Below are 15,213 nucleotides of genomic sequence, written 5' to 3'. Positions count from 1 at the left end.
GGCCGAACCCCCATTCCACTCCGACAGGAGCACCATGACCGCCCCCGCCACCGTCCCGCTCGTCGTCGGCCATCGCGGCGCCGCCGCCCACGCCCCGGAGAACACGCTCGCCGCGTTCCGTCGCGCGCTCGAGGACGGCGCGCAGACCCTCGAGTGCGACGTGCACCTGAGCCGTGACGGGCACGTGGTCGTCATGCACGACGAGAGCATCGACCGCACCTCCGCCGCGGACTCCCCGCTGCGCACCGGCGCGATCGCCGACCTCACCCGCGAGCAGCTCGACACGGTCCTGCTCGGGGGTGGGGAGAAGGTGCCGAGCCTCGAGGAGCTGCTGGCCCTCACCACCGTGCCCGTGTTCATCGAGGTCAAAGCTGCTCCGGCCGCCGCCGCGGTCGCCGAGCAGCTCCTGGCCCTTCCGGCGGGGTCCCCGGCCGCCGCCTCGACCGTCATCAGCTTCCACCCCGAGGCGCTCGCCGAGATCCGGCGCAGCGTGCCCCAGGTCCCCGTCTCCTATCTCGTCGGCGCGATCGACGAGGAGGCGCTGCGCGTGGCCGGTGAGCTGGGAGCGGCCGGGATCGGTCCCGCGGTGGACGGCCTGTCCCTCGCGGCGACCCGTGCGGCCCACGAGGCGGGGCTGCGGGTGAACCCGTGGACGATCAACACCCCCGCGCAGCTCGCCGTCGCCCGCGCCTGCGAGGTCGACACGATCACCACGGACGACCCGGCCTGGGTGCGCTCGCAGCTCGCTCGCTGAGCGAGGATCGCCCCGCCCGCGCGGGATCAGACGGCGCGGCCCGGGGACTCGGACTCGGGTGGCAGCAGCGAGGCGATGACCTCCTGCAGGCCGGCGGGGGCGATGAGGGACGTCAAGTCTCGTTGACTTTTTCTGTCAGGGACCCTTGACGTCCATGTCAAGGGGGCTGTACCTTTGAGGTGTCAAGCACACCAGACATCAACGAAGGACGTGAGCACGATGACCGCCTCGACCCCCACCGCCCGCCGTCGGGCCAACCGCACCTTCCTCGTCCGCTTCCTCGCCGGGGTCGCGTTGTACCTCGCCGCTCTCATCCTCCCCGGCGTGCTCGCCGGCGTCGGCGTGCCGCTGTGGCTCCCCGCGCTGCTCGTCCTGCCGGGCGTGGGGCTCATGGCCTGGGCGAACATCGACATGTACCGCTCCGGGGACGAGTACCAGCGCCGCCGCGTCGCCGAGGCGGTCATGCTCGCCTTCCTCCTCGCCACCCCGCTGATCCTCGCCGTCGGCGTCCTGCAATTCTTGGGTCTGCCCGCCCTGAACTGGATCCTCGCCTTCTCCCTGCTCATGCTCGGCTGGATCGTCGGCACCGTCGTCGTCGCGATCCGTCACCGCTGAGGGGCCCGTCATGGACAACGACATCAAGGCCCGCCGCACCGACCGCCGCTGGTCCCAGGCCGAGCTCGCCGAGGCCCTCGGGGTCTCCCGGCAGACGGTCATCGCGATCGAGAAGGGACGCTACGACCCCTCCCTCCCGCTCGCCTTCCGCATCTCCACCGTGCTCGGTGCGCCGATCGAGCAGATCTTCACCCCCGGCCCCGAGGGCGAGCAGGGCTGAGCCCCGCCCCTCGCGGGTCTGCTCGCTCACAGTTCACGCGCCCGGGAATCCCCATCCCGGGCGCGGCGTTGCACGGGCACATGAAGGCGATCACCTACAGCAGCTACGGCGACCCCGACGTCCTGACCCTCTCCGAGCTCCCGGACCCGAAGGTGGGCCCCGGCGAGGTGCGCATCGCGGTGCGGGCCGCGAGCGTGAACCCCGTGGACTGGAAGATCATGGGCGGCCACCTCGACCAGCTCATGACCGTCACCTTCCCCGCGATCCCCGGCTGGGACGTGGCCGGCGTGGTCGAGGAGGTCGGCCTGGACGTCCCTGAGTTCCAGGTGGGCGACGAGGTCATGGCCTACGGTCGACGCGACTGGGTGCAGGCCGGTTCCTTCGCCGAGAAGATGACCCTCCCCGTGCGCACCCTCGCCCGCAAGCCCGCCGGCCTCGACTTCGAGCAGGCCGCCTCCCTCCCGCTCGCCGGGCTCACCGCGTACCAGACCCTCACCCGCCTCGGCGTGTCCGAGGGCAGCACCGTGCTCGTCCACGGCGCGAACGGCGGCGTCGGCTCCTTCGCCGTGCAGATCGCCGCAGGCCTCGGAGCGCGCGTCATCGGCACCGCCTCCGAGCGCAACCACGACCGCGTGCGCGACCTGGGCGCCGAGCCCGTGACCTACGGCGACGGCCTCGCCGAGCGGGTCCGGGCCCTCGCCCCCGAGGGAGTCGACGTGGTCATCGACTACGTGGGCGGCGTGCTCCAGGAGACCCTCGCCGTGCTCGCCGAGGGCGGCCGTCACGGCTCCGTCGCCGACCCCGCCGTGACCGGTGAGGGCGGCGAGTACTTCTGGGTGCGGCCCGACGCCGCGGACCTCGAGCACCTCGCCTCCCTCGTCGACGCCGGCACCCTGCGCGTCGACGTCGCCCGCCGCTTCCCCCTCGAGCAGGCGGCTGACGCCTTCCGCGCCAGCATCGAGGGCCACACGGCCGGGAAGATCGCGCTGAGCATCGGCGGCTGAGGTCCCGGCGCTCGACGGCGCGTAGCCTGCGGGCATGGACACCGCACGGCCCCTGCTCACCGCCCGCCGCGGGGACCTGACGGAGCAGGCGGACGTCGACGCGATCGTCAACGCCGCGAACTCCACCCTGCTGGGCGGCGGCGGGGTCGACGGCGCGATCCACCGCGCCGCCGGCCCTGGCCTGCTCGCCGAGTGCCGCACCCTGGGTGGCTGCACGACCGGCGACGCGAAGCTGACCGGCGGCCACGACCTGCCCGTGCCCCACGTCGTCCACACCGTCGGCCCGATCTGGGCGGCCGGAGGGGACGAGGAAGTGCGCGCCCGGAAGGACGCCGAGCTCGCGTCCTGCTATCGCCGCGTGCTCGAGGTCGCGCACGAGCACGGCCTCACGCGGCTCGCCTTCCCGTCGATCTCCACGGGCGCGTACCGCTTCCCCCTGGCCCGCGCCGCGCGGATCGCCGCCCGCACGCTCCGCCAGGAGGCCGCGCGGATCGGCGGGTTCGCGGAGCTGCGGATCGTGCTCGTCGACGACGCGACCCTCGCCGTCTACGAGCGAGCGCTCGCCGAGCACGGCGCGGGGGAGGTCTGACGGACCCTCCCGACGGGGGCGGGTCGCGCCGGTCCATGGCGCGGCCCGCTACGGTCGGGGGGCATGAGCGACGCCCACGCCCCCGACGCCCCGAGCGCGCCCCGTACCCGCCGCCACGACCCGGAGCGCCGCGACCGCATCATCGACGCGTGCCTCGATACGATCGCCGAGCACGGTGTCGCGGGGACCTCCCACCGGCGGGTCGCCGCCGCGGCCGACGTGCCGCTGGGCTCGATGACCTACCACTTCACCGGGATGGACGAGCTGCTGCGCGAGGCGTTCACCCGCTTCGCCGACCAGGCCGCGGAGCGGGTCGAGCGCCGCACCGCGGAGGCCACGACCCTCGAGGAGGCGCTCACCGGCTTCGAGGCGAACATCGACGAGGACGTCTTCGACACCGAGCGCAACCTCGTCATCACCCTCGAGCTGTACACGCTCGCCGCGCGCCGCCCCGAGTTCCGGGAGATCACGAGCAGGTGGATGTCCCGCACCCGCGCCTGCCTCGCGCCGCACGTGGACCCCGAGACCGCCTCGCTGCTGGACGCGATGAACGAGGGGCTCACGATCCACCGCGCCCTGCACCTCGAGGAGCCGCTCCCGCACCTCACCCGGGAGGGCGTCGCCCGCCTCAGCCGGCGGCGCTGAGCTCCCGTTCGCGCTCCGGGTGGGCGGCGCGGCGCGGGGGCAGCACGCCCGCGAGGAGCACGACGAGCAGGCCCGCGAGCGGCACGACGAGCAGGCCCGTGCGCAGCCCCGCGGAGTCCGCGACGAGGCCCACGAGCGGCGGGGAGGCGAGGAAGCCGAGCCGCATGAGCCACGAGACGACCGTGAGGCCCGTGCCGGGGCGCAGCCCGGGGAGGTCGTCCGCCTGCTGCATCGCGGCGGGCACGAGGCTCGCGCTGCCCAGCCCCGCGAGGGCGAAGCCCGCGATCGTGCCGGGCACGGTGGGCACCGCGAGGGCCGTGCCCATGCCGAGGGCGATGATCGCGCCGCCGCCCCGGGCAACGGCCCGCTGGCCCAGGCGGTCCACGAGGCCGTCCGCGAGGAGCCGTCCCACGAACTGGGCACCCACGAGGGCGATGTAGCCGATCGCGGCGATCGAGGAGGCCGCCCCGAGGTCCCGCGAGAGGTAGAGCGTGGCCCAGGAGTTGCCGGAGTCCTCGACGAGGGTGCCGCCGATCGCGATGAGCACGAGCGCGGCGAGCATGAGGGGGAGCCGGCCGCGGGTGCGGCCGCCCGTGGAGGCGTCCGGTCCGACGGCGGCGTCGCCCGCGGCGGGGTCGGGGAGGTGGTCCTCCTCGTCGTGGCCGGGCAGCGCGAAGCGCAGCGCCACGAGGGCGACGATCGCGAAGAGGATCCCGGAGCCCAGCAGGTGCCAGCGCAGGGGGATGCCCAGGGCGATCGCGGCGGCGGCCATGCTCCCGCCGATCACCGCCCCCACGGACCACACGGCGTGGAAGGAGTTGATGATCGTGCGGCCGTAGCGCTTCTGGACGCGTAGGCCGTGGGCGTTCTGGGCGACGTCGGTGATCGCGTCGCAGCCGCCCGCGACGAGCAGGGCGAGGCCCAGCAGGGCGGCGCTCGGCGCCCACGCGGCGAGCAGCAGCCCGAGCGCGGTGAGCGCGGTGCCGAGCACGGCGAGCCGTGCGGAGCCGAGGTGGCGGATCAGCCCGGCGGCGGCGAGCCCGGCGAGGATCGCACCTGCGGGGAAGGCGGCGAGGGCGAGGCCGTAGGTCGAGTTCGCGAGGCCCAGGGCGGCCTTGATCTCGGGGTAGCGGGGGAGGAGGTTCGCGAGCAGGGCGCCGTTGGTGAGGAAGAGCGCGGCGACGGCGACGCGGGCGCGGCGCAGCGGCGCGGCGGGCGCCCGCGGCGGCGAGGGCGGCGAGGCGGGGGAGGAGACGGACATGCGTACGATCGTACACAAGCGGATATGGGGTGTGCACGGGGTGTCGGAGGTCCGTCGGTCACATGGCCGCGTTCCGTCCGCGGGCGTCTCAGAAGCGTCCGAGGAGCGGACACGGGGTGGCGCGGGGCGCCGCGCTCCGTAGCGTGGACGCGGTGGCGGGCACCGCCGCGCGGTCCCGCGCGCGCCTGCGACCACCCACCACGGACGACGACGAAAGGCGCGCGATGCTCGACTCGATGCTCAAGGACACCTACGACGAGGTCCTCCGCCGCAACCCGGGGGAGCCCGAGTTCCATCAGGCCGTGCGCGAGGTGTTCGAGTCGCTCGAGGTCATCCAGGGCCGCCACCCGGAGTACGCCGAGCACAGCATCCTCGCGCGCCTCTGCGAGCCCGAGCGCCAGCTGATCTTCCGCGTCCCGTGGGTGGACGACCAGGGCTCGGTGCAGATCAACCGCGGCTTCCGCGTCGAGTACAACTCGGCGCTCGGCCCGTACAAGGGCGGCTTGCGCTTCCACCCGAGCGTCAACCTCGGCATCGTGAAGTTCCTCGGCTTCGAGCAGATCTTCAAGAACTCCCTCACCGGCCTGCCCATCGGCGGCGGCAAGGGCGGCTCCGACTTCGACCCGCGCGGCCGCAGCGACGGCGAGGTCATGCGCTTCTGCCAGTCCTTCATGACCGAGCTGCACCGCCACATCGGCGAGTACACCGACGTCCCCGCCGGGGACATCGGCGTGGGCGCCCGCGAGATCGGCTACCTGTTCGGCCAGTACAAGCGCCTCACCAACAAGTACGAGGCCGGCGTGCTCACCGGCAAGGGCCTCGACTGGGGCGGCTCCCTCGTGCGCAAGGAGGCCACCGGCTACGGCGCCGCGATCTTCGCGGACGAGATGCTCAAGGCCCGCGGCACCTCCGTCGAGGGCCGCCGCGCCGCCGTCTCCGGCTCCGGCAACGTCGCGATCTACGCGATCGAGAAGATCGCCCAGCTGGGCGGCACCGCGATCACCGCCTCGGACTCCTCCGGCTACGTCGTGGACGAGGACGGCATCGACCTCGAGCTGCTCAAGCAGATCAAGGAGGTCGAGCGCGGCCGCATCGCCGACTACGCGGAGCGTCGCGGCGGCAAGGCCCGCTTCGTCGCCGGCGGCAGCGTCTGGGACGTCCCCGTCGCGATCGCCCTGCCCTGCGCCACCCAGAACGAGCTCGACGCCGACGCCGCGCGTGCGCTCGTCAAGAACGGTGTCGAGGCCGTCTCCGAGGGCGCGAACATGCCCTGCACGCCGGACGCCGTCGAGGTGCTCCGCGAGGCGGGCGTCGCCTTCGGCCCCGGCAAGGCCGCGAACGCCGGCGGTGTCGCCACCTCCGCGCTCGAGATGCAGCAGAACGCCGCGCGCGACGCCTGGAGCTTCGAGCACACCGAGGCGCGCCTGACCCAGATCATGCGCGACATCCACACCACCTGCCTCGAGACCGCCGAGGAGTTCGGCCGCCCGGGCGACTACGCGGTGGGTGCGAACGTGGCCGGCTTCCGCAAGGTCGCCGACGCCATGATCGCCTTCGGCGTGATCTGAGCCCCGCCACTCCGCCCGGGCCGTTCCTCCAGGCGCGCTGACCAGCACCTTCGTCCGGGCGCGCTGACCAGCGCCGTCGCTCCGGGTCCCCTCGCCCCGCCCGCCGCCTCCCGCGGCCGGCGGGGCGCGGTGCATCCGGGGCTGTCCGATGGCGCGCTGGTGTTCCGTTCATGGAACTCAGGTGCGCGATCGGGCACGGGCCTGCGGCTGCGGCTGCGGCAGTGGGGGCCGTGCGGGCGTGGTCCTGTCCGATTGCGCGCTCGGGTTCCCTTCGTGGAACTCAGGTGCGCAATCGGGCACGGGCGCGGGCCAGCGGCGGCGGCAGCGAGTGCGGCCGGTAGGCGGGTGACCCAGCACACACGCCCTCAAGTGGGAAAGATTCTCATTCGCTGATAGCTTCCTGGCATGCAGCTGATGAGAACCATTGTCATGAAACGACGAGTCGCCGCGCTCGCGGGCGTGGGCCTGCTCGCGCTCGCCGCCTGCGGCCAGGCGGACCCCGCCGCCTCCGGGGGGTCGGACGGCGGCGGCGAGACGTCGGCCGCCGCGACCGAGGACCGCCACCGCGCGGAGGTCGGCGCCCTCACCCCGCGGATCGTGCTCGCCCACGACGGCGGCGTGACCACCCTCGACTCCACCGACGGCGAGGTGCTCGACGAGACCGAGCTGAACGGGTACGTGCGCCTGAACCCCGCCGGGGACGGCCGCCACGTCATGGTCAGCGCGGAGGAGTCTTTCACCGCCTACGACACCGGACTCGAGGCCAAGGCCCACGGCGACCACTTCCACTACTACGAGCAGGACCCGGCGCTCACCGGCATCACCCTCGACGCGCCCTCCCCGGGCCACGTCGTCACCCACGTGGACCGGGCCGCGCTCTTCGCGGACGGCACCGGCGCGGTCACCGTCTACGACCCGACCTCCCTCGCCGAGGGCGACCTCGGCGTGGTCGACGAGCTCACCACCGACGCCGCCCACCACGGCGTCGCCGTGCCGCTCGAGGACGGCGGCCTGCTCGTCACGCAGGGCACCGAGGACGAGCGCCACACCATCCAGGCGCTCGATGCGGACGGCAAGGTCGTCGCGCAGACCGACGACTGCCCGGGCGTGCACGGCGAGGCCGCCGCCGCCCCGGCGGAGGACGGCTCCGACGTCGTCTCCTTCGGCTGCGAGAACGGGCCGGTCGTCTACTCCGGCGGCGAGTTCCACAAGGTCGCCGTCGACGGTGACTACCAGCGCTCCGGCAACCAGAAGGGCAGCGGGGCGAGCCCGATCGTCCTCGCCGACAACAAGGTCGAGGCCGATCCCGAGGGCGGCACCGAGCACCCCACCTCCGTCGCGCTGATCGACACCCGCGACGCCTCGATGGCGACCGTCGACCTCGGATCGCCCTATTGGTTCCGCTCCCTGGACCGCGGTCCCGACGGTGAGGCGCTCGTCCTCACCGGCGACGGCGAGCTGAACATCCTCGATCCCGAGAGCGGGAAGATCCTCCATGAGGTGAAGGTCGCCGAGCCGTGGGAGGAGCCCGAGCAGTGGCAGACCCCCGGCCCGATGCTCTCCGTGGCCGACGGCACCGCCTTCGTCGTGGACCCCGCGCAGCAGAAGCTCACGATGGTCGACGTCGCCTCCGGCGAGGTCTACCGCGAGCTCGACCTGCCCGTCGTCCCGAACGAGATCCAGGTCGTCACCGGCACCGCGTCGGGCGAGTACGAGGTGGGCGGCGAGAGCCACGAGGGACATGGCCACGAGGGTGAGGACGCCGACCACGACGACCACGACCACGACCACGACCACGAGGCATCCGACGGCGGCGAGGCCTGAGCCGCGGGGCTCAGCACCCGGTCGAGCTCGGCAGGGTCAGGATCTCGGGGCCGTCCTCGGTGATCGCGATCGTGTGCTCGGTGTGCGCGGCGCGGCCGCCGTTCGCGCTGCGCAGCGTCCAGCCGTCGGCATCGGTGACGAGCTGATCGGTGCCGTCCATGACCCACGGCTCGAGGGCGAGCAGCAGGCCCGGGCGCAGGCGGAGGCCGCGCCCGGGCCGGCCGTCGTTGGGGACGTGCGGGTCCTGGTGCATCGTGCTGCCGATCCCGTGGCCGCCGAACTCCGTGTTGACCAGGTGGCCCTCGCCGGTGAGCACGTGGCCGATGGCGGCGGAGACGTCGCCCAGGCGCCCGCCCGGCACGGCGGCGTCGATGCCGGCGGCGAGGGCGCGCTCGGTGACCGCGATCAGCTCCGCGTCGCGCGGGCGGGAGGCGCCGCCCACGGTGAGGCTCACGGCGGCGTCGGCTGAGATGCCGCGCAGCGTGAGGGCGAGGTCGAGGGTGAGCAGGTCGCCGTCGGCGAGGGTCGTGTCGTGCGGCATGCCGTGGAGGACCGCGTCGTTCACGGCGGTGCAGAGGTGGTGGCCGAAGGGGCCGTCGCCGAAGGACGGCGCGTAGTCCACGTAGCAGGAGACGGCGCCGGCGGCGTCGATGAGCTGGGCGGCGCGGGCGTCGAGGTCCAGCAGGGTCACGCCGGGGGCGGCGAGCTCGCGGAGCTCGGCGAGGATGTCCCCGACGAGGGCGCCGGCGGCGCGGGCGCGCACCAGCTCGGCGGGGGAGAGGATCTCGATCACGGGGTGCCTTCCGAGGTGTGGGATAAGTATCCCGGCCAATCTATACCGGTATTACTATCGGTGCATGGTCCGCCTCCCCCTCACCCCTGACGAGATCGCCCGCGGCGAGCGCCTCGGCGCCGTGCTGCGCCGTGCCCGCGGCGAGCGGCCCCTGCTCCGCGTCGCCCTCGATGCCGGTGTCTCCCCGGAGACGATCCGCAAGATCGAGTCCGGCCGCGTGGCCACGCCGTCCTTCCCGACCATCGCCGCGATCGCGGCGGAGCTCGGCCTCTCGCTCGACGAGGTGTGGGCGCAGATCAGCGGGCCGACGGCCGACGCCGCGGCGGACGGCCCGCGCCTCGCCTCCTGAGTCGCGCGGTTGCGTCGGCACGGTCAGTACTCGGCCCTGAAGCTCTGCGCGACCTCCTCGCCCTGCGCGAAGTAGTGGCGGAAGGTGTACAGCAGCGGCCGCCATGCGCGGAGGTCCACGTGATGCGTCCCCGGGACGACCACGTCCTCGCGGGCATGGATCCGCAGCACGCGGGCATGCACGGCGCTCGCGTCGTCGTCGCAGGGCACGATCCTCTCCACCCGGGCCTCGATCTGGACAGGGCACTCGACGATGCGCATCGGTCCGACCAGCTCCGCCGGTGACGGCGTGAATCCCCCGAGGCCCCACTTGTCCTTCTCGGTGCGATAGGCCCCGACCTTGTGCGGGGAGAGGGCCGCGGCGCCCGTGGTCGCCGCGATGGCCTCGACCCGGTGCGCGAGGGACGCCTCGGGCAGGTTGATGACGATGCCCGGGTCGCGCCGGAGGTTCGCGAGGCCGTGGGAGTCGTCGCCGATGCCGAGCACGTACGTGCGACCCAGCGCCCACGCGGAGGAGATCGGGGTGATGTTGGTGCCGCCGTCGTCATCGAGGGTCGTGATCAGGGCGACGGGGGTGCCGAAGTACAGGACGCTGGGTTCGATGTGGAGGTGCATGCCCCGATGGTGGGCGCACGACGGTTCGGTGGTCGCCGACGTGTCCCGGTGCGAGGATCGACGCATGCCATCCGACGCGCCGGACTCCACCTCGGCCCCTGCCCTGGCCGAACTCGCCCGGGCGATGGCCGATGACTCCCGCGCGACGATGCTCCTCGCGCTGCTCGACGGCCGCGCGTGGACGGCCGGGGAGCTCGCGGCGGTGGCGAGGGTGGCCCGCCCCACCGCGAGCGGGCATCTGGACCGGCTGCTCTCCGCGGGACTCGTCGTGGAGCGTCGCCAGGGCCGGCATCGCTACGTCAGGATCGAGGATCCCGAGGTCGCGCTCGCTGTGGAGGGCCTCGCCGCGCTCGCCGCCGCCCGCGGGCTCGTGCGACCGGCCGCTCCCTCTCTCCGCGCCCAGCGGGCGGATGCGGCTCTGCGCGAGGCCCGCACCTGCTATCGCCACCTGGCCGGCCGTCGCGGCGTCGAGCTCGCGGAGGGCCTTCGGCGGAGAGGCCTCGTGGGCGCCGGGTGGGAGCTCACCGAGGCCGGTCGACGCTGGTGGGAGGAGCACGCGCTCGATCCGGGGACGCGGCGGCGCGGGGCCCCGATCCGCCCGTGCCTCGACTGGACCGAGCGGACGGACCACATCGCGGGTCCCGCGGCCGAGTCGCTGCTCGATCACCTGGTGGGGGAGGGCGCGCTGCGGAGGCGCAGCACGCCGCGCGCCCTCGCCGTCGAGTCCGATCACCCGCTCTGGGCCGAGCTCGGCGTGCGCTGACGGCGACTCGCCGCGACACGGCGGACGGGCGACGAGGTCTGGACGCAGATCAGCGGGCCGACGGTCGACGCCGAGACGGACGGCACGCGCCTCGCCTCCTGAGCAGGCCGTTCAGCGGACCTCCCAGTCCTCCACGTCCCCCGGCACGGCCCGCAGCAGCGGATGCGCGGGCACCGGGTCCCCCGGGGCGGGGAGGAGCGCGAGGTGCTCGGGGGAGCGGCGCTCGCACTTCACCCGCAAGTGCTCGAGCTCGTAGGCCAGCTGCCCGGCGGTCACCTCGATCGGCGGGAGCGAGGCCGGCGGGGCCGGGTGCAACACGCGGGTGAGGTCGAAGCGGTAGCCGCGCGTCGTCGCCTCCTCCTGCAGGCCCGTGAGGAAGCCTCCGATCGCCTCGAGCGGGGCGGGGTGGGCCTGGAAGCGCCGGAGCTGCGGGTGCCGGGTGTAGCCGCGGGTGCCGCCCGCGAGCACCTTCTGGGCGAGCAGCGCCTCTCGCCATCCGGCGACGAGGGCGGCGCGATCCAGCAGGGACGGGTGCAGGCTCCACAGGCGCATCCACCGATTCAAGCACGCTCGGATGCGCGACCGTCCCCGTGATGGCACGATCCGGGCATGGGCACCGCGCGCATCCCGGCCTGGGCCGGTCCTCTGGACGTCGCCGAGCTCGCGCTCGGCGCGGTCCGCGAGGCCGGGGCCGCGACCGAGCGGCTGCTGCGGGCGCAAGGCACGGACGTGCAGTTCACCTGCCATCCGGCGCTCGTCGAGGCGGCGTTCTCCGCGATCGACCGGCTCCGCGTGGACGGCCGCGCGGCGGAGCCCTGGGCGCCGCTCTCCGGCTTCGCCGCGGCCCGGGACGGCTGGCTGCGCCTGCACGGCAACTACCCCCATCACGCCGCCGCGATCACCGCCGCGCTCGGCGCGCGCACCCCGGAGGAGCTCGCCGCGGCGGTCGCCGGTCTGCCGGCGGAGGAAGCGGCGGCGCGCGTGCTCCGCGCGGGTGGGATCGCCGCCGTGGTGCGCACCGCGGAGGAGTGGGGCGCCCACCCGCACGCCCGCGCGACGGCCGGCGATCCGTGGGTGACGACGAGGGCCGCAGGAGCGGCCCGTGACCCGCGGCTGCGGGCGCGCGCCCCGGCCGCGACGGGGGAGCGTCTCCCGCTCGCGGGGCGGCGCGTGCTCGACCTGACGCGGGTCGTCGCCGGCCCGGTCGCGACCCAGCTCCTCGGCTGCCTGGGGGCCGACGTGCTGCGCCTGGATCCGCCCTCCCGTCCCGAGCAGCTCGACGCCTTCCTCGCGGCCGGGATGGGGAAGCGCTCCGCCCTGCTGGACCTTCGTGCCCACCGTGACCTGCTCGAGGAGCTGCTGGCCGGGGCGGACGTCGTCGTGCTCGGATACCGGCCCGGAGCCCTCGCCGACCTGGGCCTGGACCCGGCCGCCCTCGCCGCGCGGCATCCGCACCTCGTGATCGGTGCGCTCTCCGCCTGGGGCGAGCACGGGCCGTGGGGCGACCGCGCCGGCTTCGACTCGATCGTCCAGGCGGCGACCGGGATCTCCGTGCGCTGCGCACGGGAGGACGGCCGGCCCGGGGCGCTGCCCGTGCAGGCCCTCGACCATGCGACCGGGTTCCGCCTCGCCGCCGGGATCCTCGACCTCCTCGCCGACGGACGCGCGGGCGTGGTGCGGGCGAGCCTGCTCGGTGCCGCCCGCACCCTGCTCGCCACCGCCACTGCCATAGCCACCGGCACGACATCGAGCACGGGCGCCGGTGAGGGCGACGCACGAGAGGCGGCCGACGGCGGCGCAGGGAGTGACGGTGCCGCCGTCGGCCTCGCCCCCGTGGTCGAGCTCGGGACGCCGCACGGCCTCGTCTCGACCGTGCCCGTCCCGCTCCTGCTCGACGGGGTCCCGCTGACCGGGGCGATCAGCGGCTACGGGACGGACGCGCCGCGGTGGGAGGAGCGGCGCTGACGGGACGGCACCGGCTCAGCCGATGCGCGCCGCGGTGGAGACGACGCCGAGCCAGGTGTGACGGTGTCCCGCCCCTCACCAGCCGGCCTTCGGCGCGTCCCGGCGCCCTCGCCGCCGGGGCCCGAGCTCGACGCCACCCCCGCGCCGTCGTCCCCCGACGTCGCTCAGCCGCGCTCGAGCCGCTCCGCGCGGGCGGTCACGGCGCGGGCCGCGACCCGCGTGGGCGCCGTGTAGGAGCCGCCGAAGAGCACGACATGGGCGAGCAGGCCGAACAGCTGGTGGGCGGGCACGTCCTCCCGCCAGTCGCCGGGCAGCGGATGGGCCTCCTCGTACCCGGCGAGGATCTCCTCGAGGTGCGGGGCGCCGAACAGGGAGAGCATCGCGAGGTCCTCGAGGCGATGGCCGCCGTGCGCGGCCGGATCGATGAGCACCGCGCCGCCCTCCGTCCAGAGCACGTTGCCGGACCACAGGTCCCCGTGCAGCCGCGCCGGCCGCTCCCTGCCCTGCCCGGAGATCCCGTCGAAGGCGCCGTCGCGGATCACGGCGATCGCCGCCTCCACCTCCGCGCTCCCCTCGGTGCCGAGCCGCGGCGCCGCCCTCTGCGCGAGCGGGGCGAGACGGTCCTCCGCCCAGAACGGGGCGAAGGCGTCGTGGCGGCGCACCGGGACCGCGAACGGCGCGTCGAGCGGCCCGAACCAGGCGCCCTCCGCGGGTGTCCAGCCGAAGGCCTCGGCGCCCGCGTCGTGCAGGCGGGCGAGATCGGCGCCGAGCCGGCGCGCCGCGCGGGCGCTCGCCCCGGTCTCCTCGAGGCGCTCGAGGTCCAGGCCGTCCTCGCGCACCGCGCGCACCTCGACGACGGGGACCTGGCGGGCGGCGGCGAGCCAGCGCAGCCCCGCGGCCTCCGCCGCGAAGAAGCCGGTGGGCGCCCCGGGCCGGGACTTGGTGAACGGGGAGCTGTCGACGTCGTCCATGCCCACCACCGTAGGAGCCTCAGGCGGGCAGGCCCAGCTCCGCGGCCAGCAGCGGCCGCATCCGCTCCACGAGCGGACGGTACGAGCGCCTCCCCCTCGCGCGCCGGGCGAGGTGGACGAGCATGCCGGTGCGCTCGTAGGCGGTCCAGGCGCGCATCCGCTCCCGCAGCGAGGGGAGGTCCGCGATGGCGTCGGGCACGGAGCCCAGCCGCCTCCGCGCCTCGAGGTAGACGTGGACGAACCCGGCGACGGCCTCCTCGTCCATCGGCACGTACCAGGGGCCGGCGTGCACGGAGCCGCCGATGATCGCGAGGTCACGGGCGGGGTCGTCGGCCTGCGCCCACTCGAAGTCGATGTACTGGACCCGCGGCACCTCCGACCCCGGCGTCTCGTGCCACATGATGTTCGTGGCGCACAGGTCGCCGTGGGTGAGGGCGAAGGCGTCGAGGGAGCCGATCTGCTCCTCGACGCCGGCGACCCGGGCGAGGGTCGCCTCGAGGAACGGCTCGAGCTCGTGCTCCGCGATCACCGCGGCCGCGTGCTCGCGCCAGTCGGCGACGGCCCCGGCGACCTCCGCGATCAGGGACGGCGTCGATGTGGGGACCGCGTCCCAGGGGGCCGCGCCGAAGGAGACCGGGCCGCGGCCCGGTGCGGCGACCGTGTGCAGGCGGGCGAGGAGCTCCGCGTGCGCGGCGAGGTGCGCCGCGGTCCAGGTGGCCGGTGCGGCGGCCGTGCCGGGCACCTCGCTGGTCACGACGTAGGGGACCCCGAGCGGGCTCGCGGCGGGGTCGTCGGCGTAGGCGATCGGCTCGGGCCCCACCTCGATAGGCGCGAGGGTGAGGGCCGCGATCTCGTGGGCGAGGGACTGCGGCAGCTCCGCGGGGTCGACGTGGGGGACGCGCACCAGCAGCGGGGCGTTCTCCTGCGGGGCGACGCGCCAGGCGGCGAAGTGCTCGCCGACGCCCAGCAGCGACACCCGGGCCGCACCGGAGAGCGAGGCCGGGAGGACGGACTTGTGCAGGCCGGGGAGCCGCACCGGCGAGGTGGCGTCCCGCAGCGGGAGGACGAGGGTCCCGTGGCGCCAGGCCTCGAGGATCCGCTCGCCGGTCTCCGGGCGGGCGGCAGCGGGCAGGTCCTCGTCGAGCTGTTCCTCCGCCACGCGGCCTCCTCGTTCGGAGTCTGACGGACCCCTTCATCGCTGGTCAGGGCATTCTACGCCGTGGTCGGCGGCGTGCCGGGGACCGCCGCGCCCCGCTCGGCCGCGGTGACCGAGCCGAC

General features: G+C 74.8%; 17 protein-coding genes. 11 read left to right on the top strand and 6 right to left on the bottom strand.

Annotation, left to right across the window (positions count from 1 at the left end):
* Positions 1-34: 34 nt before the first annotated feature.
* The 6 genes from ACYVAP_RS04360 (at position 35) to ACYVAP_RS04335 (ending at position 3,827) form a co-directional block, all read left to right on the top strand.
* Positions 35-754 (top strand): glycerophosphodiester phosphodiesterase, encoded by a 720-nt coding sequence (locus tag ACYVAP_RS04360; protein ID WP_498859703.1) that lies wholly within the window; start codon positions 35-37, stop codon positions 752-754.
* 219 nt (positions 755-973) lie between these two features.
* Positions 974-1,369, top strand: coding sequence for a hypothetical protein (locus ACYVAP_RS04355; RefSeq protein WP_498859702.1), 396 nt, complete (start codon positions 974-976; stop codon positions 1,367-1,369).
* Positions 1,370-1,379: 10 nt separating this feature from the next.
* Entirely contained in the window at positions 1,380-1,589 is a 210-nt protein-coding gene (locus ACYVAP_RS04350; protein ID WP_498859701.1) for a helix-turn-helix transcriptional regulator, read from the top strand.
* Positions 1,590-1,669: 80 nt separating this feature from the next.
* Entirely contained in the window at positions 1,670-2,593 is a 924-nt protein-coding gene (locus ACYVAP_RS04345; RefSeq protein WP_264450941.1) for an NADP-dependent oxidoreductase, read from the top strand.
* 34 nt (positions 2,594-2,627) lie between these two features.
* Entirely contained in the window at positions 2,628-3,182 is a 555-nt protein-coding gene (locus tag ACYVAP_RS04340; RefSeq protein WP_498859700.1) for a macro domain-containing protein, read from the top strand.
* A gap of 63 nt (positions 3,183-3,245) precedes the next feature.
* Entirely contained in the window at positions 3,246-3,827 is a 582-nt protein-coding gene (locus ACYVAP_RS04335; RefSeq protein ID WP_498859699.1) for a TetR/AcrR family transcriptional regulator, read from the top strand.
* Here ACYVAP_RS04335 and ACYVAP_RS04330 read toward each other — a convergent pair.
* Positions 3,811-5,088 (bottom strand): MFS transporter, encoded by a 1,278-nt coding sequence (locus ACYVAP_RS04330; protein WP_498859698.1) that lies wholly within the window; start codon positions 5,086-5,088, stop codon positions 3,811-3,813. The two genes, ACYVAP_RS04335 and ACYVAP_RS04330, sit on opposite strands and share 17 nt — an antisense overlap.
* 224 nt (positions 5,089-5,312) lie before the next feature.
* Between ACYVAP_RS04330 and gdhA the strand changes: the two genes are divergently transcribed.
* Both gdhA and ACYVAP_RS04320 read left to right on the top strand, forming a co-directional pair.
* Positions 5,313-6,656 (top strand): glutamate dehydrogenase, encoded by a 1,344-nt coding sequence (gdhA, locus tag ACYVAP_RS04325; protein ID WP_498859853.1) that lies wholly within the window; start codon positions 5,313-5,315, stop codon positions 6,654-6,656.
* 429 nt (positions 6,657-7,085) lie between these two features.
* Complete coding sequence (locus ACYVAP_RS04320; RefSeq protein WP_498859697.1) at positions 7,086-8,480, top strand: hypothetical protein; 1,395 nt, start codon at positions 7,086-7,088, stop codon at positions 8,478-8,480.
* Between the two features lie 10 nt (positions 8,481-8,490).
* On the opposite strand, the gene map is transcribed toward ACYVAP_RS04320, so the two are convergent.
* The gene (gene map / locus ACYVAP_RS04315) at positions 8,491-9,273 is read right to left on the bottom strand and encodes a type I methionyl aminopeptidase (RefSeq protein WP_264450946.1); all 783 of its coding nucleotides are present in this window, start codon (positions 9,271-9,273) and stop codon (positions 8,491-8,493) included.
* A gap of 64 nt (positions 9,274-9,337) precedes the next feature.
* Between map and ACYVAP_RS04310 the strand changes: the two genes are divergently transcribed.
* Positions 9,338-9,622, top strand: coding sequence for a helix-turn-helix transcriptional regulator (locus ACYVAP_RS04310; RefSeq protein WP_498859696.1), 285 nt, complete (start codon positions 9,338-9,340; stop codon positions 9,620-9,622).
* Positions 9,623-9,645: 23 nt separating this feature from the next.
* Here ACYVAP_RS04310 and ACYVAP_RS04305 read toward each other — a convergent pair whose 3' ends face one another.
* On the bottom strand, positions 9,646-10,236 hold the full coding sequence (locus tag ACYVAP_RS04305; protein WP_498859695.1) for a flavin reductase family protein: 591 nt from the start codon (positions 10,234-10,236) through the stop codon (positions 9,646-9,648).
* 64 nt (positions 10,237-10,300) lie between these two features.
* Here ACYVAP_RS04305 and ACYVAP_RS04300 point away from each other — a divergent pair, with 64 nt between their 5' ends.
* The gene (locus ACYVAP_RS04300) at positions 10,301-10,999 is read left to right on the top strand and encodes an ArsR/SmtB family transcription factor (protein ID WP_498859694.1); all 699 of its coding nucleotides are present in this window, start codon (positions 10,301-10,303) and stop codon (positions 10,997-10,999) included.
* Positions 11,000-11,110: 111 nt separating this feature from the next.
* On the opposite strand, the gene ACYVAP_RS04295 is transcribed toward ACYVAP_RS04300, so the two are convergent.
* Positions 11,111-11,551 (bottom strand): pyrimidine dimer DNA glycosylase/endonuclease V, encoded by a 441-nt coding sequence (locus ACYVAP_RS04295; protein WP_264450949.1) that lies wholly within the window; start codon positions 11,549-11,551, stop codon positions 11,111-11,113.
* A gap of 57 nt (positions 11,552-11,608) precedes the next feature.
* Here ACYVAP_RS04295 and ACYVAP_RS04290 point away from each other — a divergent pair, with 57 nt between their 5' ends.
* A complete protein-coding gene (locus ACYVAP_RS04290; protein ID WP_498859693.1) occupies positions 11,609-12,964 on the top strand; it encodes a CoA transferase in 1,356 nt (451 codons plus the stop codon).
* 164 nt (positions 12,965-13,128) lie between these two features.
* On the opposite strand, the gene ACYVAP_RS04285 is transcribed toward ACYVAP_RS04290, so the two are convergent.
* Both ACYVAP_RS04285 and ACYVAP_RS04280 read right to left on the bottom strand, forming a co-directional pair.
* Complete coding sequence (locus tag ACYVAP_RS04285) at positions 13,129-13,935, bottom strand: fructosamine kinase family protein (RefSeq protein WP_498859692.1); 807 nt, start codon at positions 13,933-13,935, stop codon at positions 13,129-13,131.
* Positions 13,936-13,954: 19 nt separating this feature from the next.
* Positions 13,955-15,094 carry a phosphotransferase family protein gene (locus ACYVAP_RS04280; RefSeq protein WP_498859691.1) on the bottom strand — a complete coding sequence of 380 codons (1,140 nt, stop codon included), beginning with the start codon at positions 15,092-15,094 and terminating at the stop codon, positions 13,955-13,957.
* Between the last annotated feature and the right edge of the window lie 119 nt (positions 15,095-15,213).

It is taken from the genome of Brachybacterium horti, from assembly GCF_054777615.1.
This window is presented reverse-complemented; position numbering and strand designations above follow the sequence as displayed.